At 45.1% G+C, this 12,362-nt stretch carries 9 protein-coding genes; 4 read left to right on the top strand and 5 right to left on the bottom strand.

The window, feature by feature from the left end:
- Nucleotides 1-3: 3 nt before the first annotated feature.
- Entirely contained in the window at nt 4-894 is an 891-nt protein-coding gene (locus tag NSB28_RS17710; protein WP_109747986.1) for an ABC transporter ATP-binding protein, read from the top strand.
- Nucleotides 878-2,098 (top strand): ABC transporter permease, encoded by a 1,221-nt coding sequence (locus tag NSB28_RS17715; protein WP_257497920.1) that lies wholly within the window; start codon nt 878-880, stop codon nt 2,096-2,098. Before NSB28_RS17710 ends, NSB28_RS17715 begins: the two co-directional genes overlap by 17 nt.
- 18 nt (nt 2,099-2,116) lie before the next feature.
- Here the strand turns inward: NSB28_RS17715 and NSB28_RS17720 are convergent, their stop codons facing one another.
- The 5 genes from NSB28_RS17720 to NSB28_RS17740 form a co-directional block, all read right to left on the bottom strand.
- Nucleotides 2,117-2,713, bottom strand: coding sequence for a hypothetical protein (locus NSB28_RS17720; RefSeq protein ID WP_109747984.1), 597 nt, complete (start codon nt 2,711-2,713; stop codon nt 2,117-2,119).
- Between the two features lie 285 nt (nt 2,714-2,998).
- Nucleotides 2,999-5,449 (bottom strand): non-lysosomal glucosylceramidase, encoded by a 2,451-nt coding sequence (locus tag NSB28_RS17725; protein WP_257497919.1) that lies wholly within the window; start codon nt 5,447-5,449, stop codon nt 2,999-3,001.
- A gap of 28 nt (nt 5,450-5,477) precedes the next feature.
- Nucleotides 5,478-6,311, bottom strand: a complete 834-nt coding sequence (locus tag NSB28_RS17730; protein WP_187374359.1) for a carbohydrate ABC transporter permease — start codon at nt 6,309-6,311, stop codon at nt 5,478-5,480.
- Nucleotides 6,304-7,221, bottom strand: a complete 918-nt coding sequence (locus NSB28_RS17735; RefSeq protein ID WP_109747981.1) for a carbohydrate ABC transporter permease — start codon at nt 7,219-7,221, stop codon at nt 6,304-6,306. The genes NSB28_RS17730 and NSB28_RS17735 overlap by 8 nt, the downstream gene beginning before the upstream one ends.
- A 66-nt stretch (nt 7,222-7,287) precedes the next feature.
- Nucleotides 7,288-8,619 (bottom strand): ABC transporter substrate-binding protein, encoded by a 1,332-nt coding sequence (locus tag NSB28_RS17740; protein WP_109747980.1) that lies wholly within the window; start codon nt 8,617-8,619, stop codon nt 7,288-7,290.
- A gap of 303 nt (nt 8,620-8,922) precedes the next feature.
- Here NSB28_RS17740 and NSB28_RS17745 point away from each other — a divergent pair, with 303 nt between their 5' ends.
- Both NSB28_RS17745 and NSB28_RS17750 read left to right on the top strand, forming a co-directional pair.
- A complete protein-coding gene (locus NSB28_RS17745) occupies nt 8,923-10,686 on the top strand; it encodes a sensor histidine kinase (RefSeq protein ID WP_187374360.1) in 1,764 nt (587 codons plus the stop codon).
- 53 nt (nt 10,687-10,739) lie between these two features.
- Nucleotides 10,740-12,284, top strand: coding sequence for a response regulator (locus tag NSB28_RS17750; RefSeq protein WP_109747978.1), 1,545 nt, complete (start codon nt 10,740-10,742; stop codon nt 12,282-12,284).
- Nucleotides 12,285-12,362 lie beyond the last annotated feature (78 nt).

The raw sequence follows: 12,362 nt of genomic DNA on the forward strand, positions 1-12,362 counted from the left end.
ATTATGGAATTAACAATTGAGAAACTGACAAAACGCTATGGGGACAAGGATGCAGTCAAGTCTGTGAGCCTGAATCTTACTCCCGGGGTCTGGGGGCTTATCGGCGCAAACGGAGCAGGAAAAACTACGCTTATGAGGATGCTCACTGGTATCTTGTCGCCAACCTCCGGCCGGATTTTGTATGATGGTGCAGAAATCAGTGTATTGGGCGAGCGGTATTGGGACAGGCTGGGTTATCTGCCGCAGACCTTTGGCTTCTATCCGGAATTTACAGTCACAGACTATCTGGAGTATATTTCAGCGCTGAAAGGACTTACCAGACATCAGGCGAAAAGGCGAATCAGTATGCTGCTGGAACTGCTGGCCCTAGACGACGTGCGAAAAAAGCACATCCGCAAATTATCCGGCGGCACACAGAGGCGTATAGGGGTTGCTCAGGCATTGCTGAATGATCCCGATATTCTTATACTGGATGAGCCGACCAGCGGCCTTGACCCCGGTGAGCGGGCTCGTTTCCGCAACTTGCTTTCTGAAATGGCACAGAATAAAATTGTCTTTATTTCCACACATATTGTGTCCGATGTGGAGTCTGTTGCCACACAAAATGCTGTTATGAAAAATGGTAAAATCATTGGAATCGGAACGACAGAGCTGCTTCTGGAAGAAATACATGGAAAAGTATTTTACGCAGTGATCCCCGCTGATGCCCTGCAGACATATGAGCGTTCAATTTGTATTGTAGGAGTAAAGTCGGAGGGGGACAGCATGATGAGGGTACGCTATGTGGCAGACAGCGGACAGATTCCAGATTCATGTCCGTCTAATCCATGCCTGGAGGATTTATACATCTACTTGTTTCATGAGAAAGGGGGCAGCCATGATGCTGAAGCTTGAACTGCTGCGGATTATGAAATCGCGCTCAACACGTTATCTGTCCGGCGCTGCATTACTCCTCTCTGTGCTGCTTGCAGGGATGACTATCTTTATGACATATTATTTTGACAGTGCTACTGGAACCAGCAGACATGGGCTTGCAGCAATCGCCGCTGAACGGGCGGAGGCTGCGTTATCTGAAGGTGAGATCACACCGGAGAAAATCAGAGAGGCATATGCTGTAAATCAGGAGCTTTCTCGTGTTTATGGACAAGTCATTCCCACAGAAGTGTGGAATTCGAAAATGAAACCTGTCTATAATACGATTCTAAATACAAGGCTGGTGTTTTTTGAGACAAATGGCATGCCCAAAGAGCCCACGGATATTTCTCCGGAAGAAGCGGGTAATTTTTATTCTCAGCGAAAAGACTATATCAATAAAACCATATATTATGGACATCAAAACAGGCAGGATGTTGCAGACTATGCACTGCGGCTGGATGAGAGGGTTGAGACACCTTTTGTTTATCAATATGGATTTGGCAGCAGTAATACCTTAGCTCATCTGACATTATGTATTTTTATGTTAGCTGTTATCTGTTCAGTGATTTCGGCCCCTGTTTTTTCCTCTGACTACGCCAGCGGCGCAGATGATATCCAGCGCTGTACCAGAAACGGACGCAGGAAACTGGCACATGCAAAGCTTCTCTCCGCCATTATAATCAGTTCCTCGCTTTTTTTCCTCTGCACAGGTGTATTCCTCGCTATAACGCTTCCAGTCTTTGGGCTGGATGGCACATCGGTTCAGTTTAACTATAGTACGGGGGTGCTGGCCTTTACCAATATGAGTGAAAATGGTTTTTTGATCCTGGTCCTGATTTCCGGGTTTTTGACTGTTTTAGCTATGATTTGCCTGACATTATGGCTTTCCTCCATTTTGAACAGCCCGGTAATGGTACTGGCAATATCTGTGGGAATCGCACTGCTGCCTTCACTTATTTCTGTTATTGGCGACACTGGTAATCTGGTGAATTGGATACGGCTGTGCCTGCCTTCCGGAGGAACCGGCCTTGCAAATATTTTCACTGAATTGGGCCAGGGGACCTTTCTTACTGCTGGACCCCTGATTGTCTGGTCGCCGCATCTTATGCTGGCTGCGGCACTGCTAGAAATCCCCGTATTCTATCTGCTGGCACGCCGGTGCTATATAAAGCATGAACTGTAAGTTTGGGGAAGACACCCACTAAACTTCAGGAATATTTTCCAGATATAACTGGACAAATATTACGTTATTATCATTATCACGTGTAAGATTGAGCTGAAGTATGCTCTTAGATCCATCTTCAGCTACAGTCTTCCACTGATAATAGCTGCTTTTCCCCCATTTGTCTGTGTACAGATAGCATTTTCCCAGCAGCTGCTCCTCCGCAGGTCCATACGCATCCTTCAGCCCTGTAATCAGCTGGTCAAAAAAATCATTTAACATGGAAGTAAAATCAAGATCTCCAAATGAAACTCTCACAAAATAAAGTCCTCTGTTTTTAAAGCCATAAACCTCAACTCCATCCACTCCATACATCTGGACATTTCTTACGTTTGAAAAGATTCCATTTGGTGACTCATAACCTTTTACATTCTTTCCCAAGGGACTCTTTATCTCTTCCTCAACTTTTTCTGTACTGCTACCCCACTCGATCTCCTGATAACAATATTTGCCCTGGCTTGACAGATCCGATATTTCTAATACTGTATTCTGATCTCCATTAGCACAGGATGATGACATTAATATGATCATCATGCAGACCGCCAGGTATTTCATTTTAATTTTTGTGAACTTCATTACCCACACCCCTTCCTCAGCAGTGAAAAATTTATTATTTATATTTTAACATACCTCATATGTTATCTCAATATTTTTATATTACTTAACGGTTAATTTATTATAATTATTATATATATTTATTTTCAACTATCTCTCTCTTTCTCTTTTACTATTCAGATATTTTATCAATATCAATATTTCTTACATTTTACAGAGCATGAAAAAGAGGACAATGCTCTGAACCTCCCTGTCAAACAGCGAATATTCATTGCAATGTCCTCTTTCTATATATCCTCCAAATAATCAGCTGCGTGGATTCACAGCAACTCCATCCATATCCCCATAAAGAGGTATCACTTCATAGCTGAGTTCTCCATTTTCCATCACATTCTGCCTGTAGATCCCCCATGAGCTTCCGTTAGAATAGAAGCATGAAAAATCTTCCTGGCTGACGAGGGGCGCAAAAGATATCTCTTTCTTTACCATGTCAAATTTGTATCCTGACAGGGCTGTCAGAAGTCCCCATGCTGCCATTGACCTTGTATAGTGGTTGCCGCATTCTATTTCATTGTACGGGCTTCTCCTGCTGCCGTCATATCTGCCGCGTACTGCATGGACGATATCCATGCCTTCCTCTATATATCCCTCGTAGATCAGATGGGCTGCCACCTGATACTCTATACCTGTCCACACCTCATCGCTGTATACAAACGGCTGCTTTGGCCTTCCTCCTCTCGGCCATGAACAGAGTATCAGCCCTGCCTCATCCTGGTAAGCGTATGTCCTCTGTACACTTTCATGGTCCTTCATGCTTCTGAGGAAATTATGCCTGTAAATAGAGTGTACTGCGCTCTTCACGTGTTCTTCCGGCAGAATATAGCCGAGTCCGCACACATGAGCCAGTTCCTGGCCCAGCAGCTGGTCTGCCAGACATCCTGTCCCGTACTGGTATTTATATCTGTTCAGGTCTTCCGGCGATATTTTCTGTTCATACCATTCACCGTTCCACAGAAGCTCGTCCATCCTTCTGCTGCCCTCTTCCCATGCCTTCCTGTATCTGGATGCTCTTTTTGTTTCTCCCAAATATTCCGCCATGCTGCTGCATGCAGCAAGCGCAGCATAAAGTATAGAATTGGTGAGCGAATTCAAGCCGTAAAATTCAATATCGTATGTATTATGCTGTTGGTCATCAAGCACAAAGTCGCCGTCTGAATCCCACGTTCTGAGAGAGAACTCCATAGCTGACACTACTTTGTCCCATACCTCCCTGAGGAAGGAATCGTCTCCTGTCATCTTCCACTCTCTGTACACACGCAGGATGCTGCCCAGCTGGCCGTCCGTAGCCGGAAGCATCTCCCACTTGCTGCCATCCAGAAGCCTTTTAGCCCTGAAGGCCATATTTCCCTCTTCATCAGTCTCCTGAAGAAATTCAGTCTTTCTGGCGCTTATTTCCAGATAGGGGAACAGGAATGCAAGGGCCTGGGCATAATTCCAGACATGTGTACATGTGCCTGCACAGCTCCCCGCATGTTCAAAACAGCCCTCCCATGCGAAAAATCTGCCGTCGCCAATGCGGAAACATGTATTAGAGCGCAGTACAGTGATGGCCGATACAAGAGATTCTATCACATCTGCATCTAATGTAGTGCTGTAGAGGGCATTCGAGAAATCCCTGCTGCGTCCCTTCAGCTCCTCCGCATTTTCAAACATATACTTCAGGGCATCAGGTGCATCCTTCCACACTGTACTGTAATAATTTTTCCATATCTTGTCATGCTGGGGCTTATCTTCTTCCCTGGCATGGCCATCAGGCCACCATCCGTATCTGTTTGGAAAGCTCCATGTGAAGTAGAAGGTGAAATGCGCGCATTCTCCCGGTCTTATTGTCTCAGTGCTGCAGACAGATCCCACCACCTTGGGGACATCCGCCGAGCCGATATTCGAACCTACTGCATCAGTAGCTACATCTGCGTTCAGTTTTCCGTCTTCCCGGAAATCCTGCCAGAATTCTTCTGCTCCATCCCACCATCCTCCTGCCTGCCAGCATGGTTTTAATGTTATATTTTTCCCGGTACACGCAAGAGCCAGTGTTCCGTAATTCACAGCCTCCGGATCCGCTCCCCTGTTCCTGAACAGAACTCCTGTATATCCCTCTCCCTGCAGAACATCATTTTCCGGCATTCCATCCACACAGAGGCGGTCATAACCGTCATAAGAAGTAAATCCTGTAAAGTTATACATGGATGAACACACTGATACCTCAGCAGGTCTGTCAGACATATTCTCTATGCAGTACTCCACTGAATATCCCGGGATGCCGGAATTTTTCTCATCAAGAGGAATAAATGGCGTGTATGCTTCCATAGTGATCTTCAGCGGAAGCCCTTCTCTTTTAAAGTTGTACTTAAAGAAAGGATAATTTGTCTCTATCTCACAGCTGTCCATTCTGGGCAGGCCGTAGAGCTCTCCTGTGGGATAGCCCAGAGCTTTCTCACTTAAGCCTCCCGGCTCAGCTTCCAGCACAAAGGCCCTGGAATCTTTCCCCTCTTCCCTGCACCACAGGGAAAAAAATGTATATGGGATCTTCAGCTTCTTGTCAGGATGGTTCATGATCTCAAAGTCACACAGCCTGCCGTCCCCGTCCAGAGATATATTTCCTGTGCCTATTCCTCCCAGCAGGGCTCTGAAAGCCCTGTCCTTATTGGTGTACTTCTTAGTATTTTTTTTAATTGTATCATAACGGAATGCATTCATTATTTTGTCCTCCTTTTTCTGCTGCATGTCAAGTCTTCAATCCTGACATGACTACACTCTGCATAATGTGCTTCTGCCCAAACAGATAGAGCAGCGTCGGTATGATCAGAGACATGGTGACACCGGCCAGCACCACTGAAACACTTCCGGTCCCCATAGCTCCGCTCAATATTTTCAGTCCCAGGGGCAGTGTCATCCTCTCGTATTTGGAAAGGAAGATCAGCGGATTTATAAAATCATTCCAGGATGCCAGGAATGTAAGCAGGGACGTCATGACGATCACTGACTTGGACATTGGCAGAAAGATTGTAAAATAAATTCGGAACCTTCCCGCCCCGTCTATATACGCCGCATCCTCATAGCTGGCTGGTATTGTCTTCATATACTGCCTCACGAAGAAAATATTCAGCGGGCTTATGATCGCTGGCAATATCAGCGACATATGTGTACCCACGAATCCCATCTTTGACATTACTATATATGTAGGGATCAGCTTTGCCTGCACAGGTATCATCATTCCTGAAAGGATGATCAGAAATACAACATTTTTTCCTTTAAAATCAATCCTGGCAAAAGCGTAGCCTGCCATTGTGGAAATGAATGTATTTGCTATCACTACTATGACAGCGATCTTCAAGCTGTTGAAGATAACCTGTCCGAACGGGAACTGCCTGAAAACCTCTTTATAGTTCTCAAAGTGAAAGCTGGTCGGCAAAAAAGACGGCGGCAGCTTAAAAGATTCTTTTGGCAGCCTCAGAGAGGTGGACAGTATCCATGCAAAAGGCGCCAGCATTATAATGCACAGCAAAAGCAAAAATATAATAAGGCATATCTGCGGAATTTTATTTTTTATTTTATTCATAGTCATACACCACCCATTTATTCTGTCCCTTAAACTGGATTATGGTTATCACCAGGATTATCAGGAATAGGACAAAGGAAATCGTTCCCCCATATCCGATATTCATATCCTGGAAGGCTGTCTGGTATATCTCCAGTGCGATCGTCCGTGTGGCAGTGCCGGGACCTCCATTTGTCAGCAGGTAAGGCTCGTCAAAGATCTGGAATACGCTGACAATATTAGTTATGATCACGAAAAAGATCGTTGGGCTAAGCAGAGGAAGCGTAATGTGCCGGAACGTCTGGATAATACCTGCCCCGTCGATCTGGGCAGCCTCATAATAGACATCAGGTATATTCTGCATACCTATGAAATAATACAGGAATGTAGTCCCGATAAACTTCCAGAAACTGAACAGGGCTATTGTCACATAGACCACCACTCTGTCTGTCAGCCATGGAATATTTGTCCCTCCCAGGAGCCTCACAAAGTAGTTGATAGCACCCATATCCGTAGAGAACAGATACCCCCATGCGATAGCAACTGATGCTGTTGTCACAATTGAAGGAAAATAAATAGCACTTCTGAAAAAGAATTGGAAACGTTTGGCCCTGTACACCATAAATGCCAGTATCATGCCAAGTCCGCAGTGGATAGGACACAGTATCAACAGAAATTTAAAGGTATTCCCAAATGCGGTGAACAGCCCTTTATCGGTAAACATCTTCTTAATATTTTCAAGCCCTACGAATTGGGGCGGATTTACAAGGTTATATTTAAAAAATGACAGCACAGCTGACAGAATTACAGGCAGCCCTATGAACAGTCCAAAGCTGATAAGTGCCGGTGCCAGGAAAATATAAGCCGATATTGTATCTTTTCTTTTCTTCTTAGCCGCATAATTGCCGGCTGTTTTTGTTACGGTTTTCATAGAATTCCCCTCTCTCTGGAATAAAAAGAGGGTGTCTGTTATTTAAAGGCACCCTCTTACCCCTGCTTATTTGTTATCAGCCAGGACTGCGTTCATCTCTTCAGCAGCATTATCCAGCGTCTCCTGCACATCTGACTTATTCACACAGATATCAGAGATTGCTGTCAGCACAATATTTGAGCATTCAGTAAACTGAGGCGGTGCACTGACCGGTTTATAGATATCGGTATTTGAATCCAGATAGAATATCTCGTAGTTTTCAGGAATTCCAAGGTCTGAGATCTTTGTCTGTGCCAGAGAATGCAGTGCCGGGATATTGCCTGATGACAGATACTGCCCTTCAAAATCAGCCTGCGACATCCATGCAGCCAGTTCCTTTGCCTCTTCGATATGTTTGGAATTCTTCAGTGTGAAGATACCGTCCACGCCGCCGATCTGCTGGTTAACTGTGAATGTAGGAAGATACTGGATCGCCACGTCTTTAAAATCATCCGCTATATAGTTTGCGGTCGGCCAGCGTCCCCATGATCCCATGGCTACCTGTCCATTGATGATCTGGGCAATAGCGCTTACATTTTCCTCTGGTATAGGAGCATATCCATATTCATAGATCAGGTCCTGCCACAGCTGGAACACTTCTACAGCTTCCGGAGAGTTAATTGTGCTCTCTGTAAAATCTTCGTTCATATAAGAAGCTCCGTTATTATACAGCCAGGCTTCTGCACAGAAATACTCGCCATATGGAACTGCTACTGCATACTGTTTAACACCGTCTTTTTCTGTTGTCAGCTTCTCACAATACTCAAGGAACTGATCCTTTGTCCAGTCGGCTGCCGGAAGCTCAAGTCCTGCCTCCTCAAGACGGCTGGTGTTAAAATGCATTACTACATTATTGAAGGAGAACGGGAATGCATATGTATTGCCCTCGTCATCCTTAAATACATCCTGGAAGGACGGGCTGGTGTCACTTAAGATAGCATCCGATATCTCTTTATTAGCGGCAATCCAGTCGTCGATCGGTTCAGCTATGCCCATATCCAGGAATTTTGCCACGCCTTCGATTGCCAGGATCGCACAGTCAAGATCGTCTCCGCCTCCTACCATTGTCTGGATCTTCGTACAGTACTCTCCCCAGTTGCTTGCGATAAAGATTGTATCTACCTTCACCCCTGTTTCTTCAGTGTACTGCGCAAGCAGTTTGTCCAGGGACTCTTTCGTAGTTCCGTCACCGCACATTGCAAGGGTCAGTGTCACATCAGAACTTCCTGCTTTTGTCCTAGTCACTTCATTCTTTTTTACGCCTGCCTGATCCGGATCAGCAGCTGCCACAGTTCCGCCTGCTGCAAGCCCAAGCATCATACACGTACTCATTAATAAAGCAATCACCTTTTTTTTCATTTCGCATTTCCTCCCAATCTTTATCAATATTAACTGCCAAATAACTCCAGGGATAGCCGGCCGGCTGCATGCCCCTGTAATGGCCTGCCCTATGTCATATCATCTGGCTGGACCATTGCTGTTAAACACAGTATAAAATCTGACCGTGTAAAAGTAAATGAACTATTCTCCATACACTTGTAAAATTCTCGGATGTTATTCCAAAATGATTCAGAAGCCTTTAAAATCATGATATAATAAGCGCAAGCAGACCCGATAAAACTGTCAAAGATGGATAAAGAGTATATTCGAAAGGAAGATCTTATGAAAAGGCTGAACATACACTCTATAGCAGTAAAATACTTCATCGTTACCTTTCTTCTGATAGTTGTTCCTATCTGTGCCTTCTTCTTTATTGCCAGAGAAAGCAATATCACTTTATCCCTGGCACAAAAGCAGAGTTCCGACCTGGTCACTCTGGATACGTATGCTGCTGCACTTGATACTTATATGGAATCTATAGAGTCCATAGGAAAGATCATCGCCCATGATGAAGATATTATCTCTTTCCTCGCCTCCGCACGCTCTGAGTCAGCAGAAAACGGCAGGATCATATACAAGTCCATGGACAATCAGCCGCCTCTCTCCTCCTATCACAGGGCCCTGCCTTCCCTGCGTGCTCTCTCCCTGATGGATGCTGATGGTTTTTTTATCGGTGAACAGAATCTGAATCTGGACAGGCTCACCTATTTCTTTAATAAGACACTGATGAGGGGAGTGACAGGGGAACATGTTTACTGGACAAAGACTTTCTCTATAGAATTTTTAAATGACTCTTCCGTGGAGAAGGTCTTTGCCCTGCTTGTCCCCTCCCATACTCCTGAGGGTGAGCTATTAGGGTATATAGCCTTATTTGTAGATATGTCAAAATTGAAAGAACTGCTAAAAGTCTACTCAGACAATATCTATGTGCTGGAGGGCAATTATATCCTGGCAAGCAAACAGGACCTCCCTATCTACACCAGTCTTTTCTCAGAGATGCAGATCAGCTACAGCCTTCTGCTCGAGGACAGCAGTGTTATTATCCAGCAGGCAGATGATCCTCTCATCGTTACCACAAAAAGTTTTTCCCCGCTGGACGTCCAGCTCCTTTCTGTATCCTCCTACAAGGTGCTGAAGGATAACCTGACAACTACGTTTCCAACGCTTATGACATTTACACTCTATGGGATCTTATTCGCCATTGTATTTGCAGTTGTAATATCCCGTTTCCAGACAAAACCTGTGGTATCTCTCAAAAATATCATGAACCGTGTGAAAGACGGGGATCTCTCTATCAGGACGCACCCCAGAACAAAGGATGAGATTGCTGAGCTGGGCATTACTTTTAATTCCCTTCTGGACAGGATACAGGAGCTGATGGCACAACAAAAGGCACAGCAGAAAATGAAGCGGAAAATGGAACTTCAGATGGTCCAGGAACAGGTAAAACCACATTTTTTATATAATGTTCTGGAAATGATAAACAGTATGATCCGCTGCAATATGAACCAGGAGGCCATGAAGACTGTGGAAAATCTGGCCAGCTTCTACAGGATCTCACTGAATAACGGCTCCAGCATTATCAGCATCTCCAAAGAAATACAGCTGATCGAGAGCTACCTCTGCCTGCAGAAGATGAGATATATTGAATTCATGGACTATGTCCTTGCATTCAGCCCGGCCATCTATGATTTCTCCATTCCCAAGCTGACTCTGCAGCCGCTTATAGAAAATGCCATCTATCACGGCATCAAGGAGAAAGGAGATAAAGGTATGGTCTGCGTCAGCGGATACCTTGACAAAGAGCGGATCGTTTTTGAAGTATTTGACACGGGAAACGGGATCACGGAACAGAAAAAGCAGGAGCTCACTGAAGCTATTCGTGCTGACAGGATATCCCAGAAAGAAATCGAAGACCATTTCGGCCTGGCCAGTGTCATAAAGCGTCTCTGTATCCATTATAATGACCAGGTAACCTTCCATATCGACAGTTCCGCCGGTGAATATACCTGTATCTCTATCTCCTTTCCGGCACAGAAGGAATAAAAGCATGACGGACAGCAGTAAACAAATCAGCATACGAATGAGGAGGAAGTATCATGTTAAAAGTATTTCTTGTAGACGATGAGTATTATGAAAGGCTTTCCCTGAAAAACAGCCTTCCCTGGGAGGAACACGGGCTTGTTGTCTCAGGCGAAGCTAATAATGGACAGACAGCACTGGAAATGATGATGGCTGATCCCCCTGACATAGCAATCGTAGATATCAATATGCCAAAGCTTAACGGCCTTGAACTGATATCAAGGCTTTGTGAAAACCAGCTGGAATGCCGGTATATCATCCTGACAGGGTATGATGAATTTAAATATGCCCAGCAGGCAATACGCCTGGGGGTATCTGACTATATCTTAAAGCCTATCAATTACCAGAACCTCTGCTCGGCTCTGGATGAACTGAGCAGGGAGATCCAGCAGGAGGACACTCTGAACAGCCATATGAAAAGCCTTGAGAATGAAAATGAGCGTTTTATCCTGGAGGGATACTATAATGACCTGGTCAATTGTAACTTCAGCGTGCAGAATATCGACCAGTATGACCACAAGCTGGCTGACCGCCTGCTGCCCGGCTACCAGTCTTATATTGCCGCCCTCTTCGAACCTGCATCCATTCTCCCCAAGGAGAAACTGCGCCTTCTTCTTGATAACATCCGCAAAAGTATCGGAAGAGAGGGGTATATATGCTGCCTTGACACAAAGAGCAGGCTCTTCTTTATCTTTGACGGAAATGCACAGAATGTATTTCCACAGCGGGTCTGCCAGGTACTTGCCGCAGCAGAAAAGGAAGGCGTCACCCTCTCTGCAGGCATTGGAGACATCTGCAGGGGACCTGAGGATCTCTACCTCTCCTACCATGAAGCCTGTATCGCCCTTCAGAACTGTTCTGTCCTGAAGCAGCGTGCCATACAGTACCAGAACCTGAAGTCAGCAGCCGCTCCGGCCACCATGGATGCCAAACAAAAAAACCAGCTGAAGTCCATGATCACCGCTAAAGATACTGACAATCTGGAAGTTCTGCTTACAAGTATTTATCAAAAGATGGAAGATGAGAAAGCGCTCTGGGACAATATTATCCTCCAGACCCTGTCTCTGCTGAATCTGCTCACAGAATCACTGAGCGCTCAGTCCTCCTCCCCCATATCAGTCACAGGCGGCCACGGCAGTATCCTAGATACTTTAAATAATATGAAAAGCCTGGATGCCATCCGCGACTGGATCATACTGATCTACAAAAATTCTGTCACAAGCATTTCAGGGAATGATGAATACTCAGATGTCACAATATGCGTGGAAAATTATATTCTCAGACACTATGGCAACCCGGAGCTAACGATCACCGATATTGCCAATGCGCTCTATCTGAATTACAGTTATATCTGTTACTGCTTCAAGCGTGATAAGCAGATGACCATCAATGATTTTCTAAACAAGGTACGTATAGAGAAAGCTATTTCACTCTTTCAGGACCACGTGGAAAATGTCAGCTACGTGGCAGAAAAAACAGGTTTCGCAAGCGCCAGCTACTTCAGCAAGCAATTTAAAAAAGCTACGGGGCTTCCGCCCAGTGAGTATCTGAAAACAATATAGCAGGGCATTTTGCCCTGCTATATCATTGTCCTGCTATATTTCTGCCCTGCTGTATCTCTGCTCTGCCAAACACTGCTC

The organism is Murimonas intestini, from assembly GCF_024622195.1.
Taxonomy (GTDB): Bacteria; Bacillota; Clostridia; order Lachnospirales; family Lachnospiraceae; genus Murimonas; species Murimonas intestini.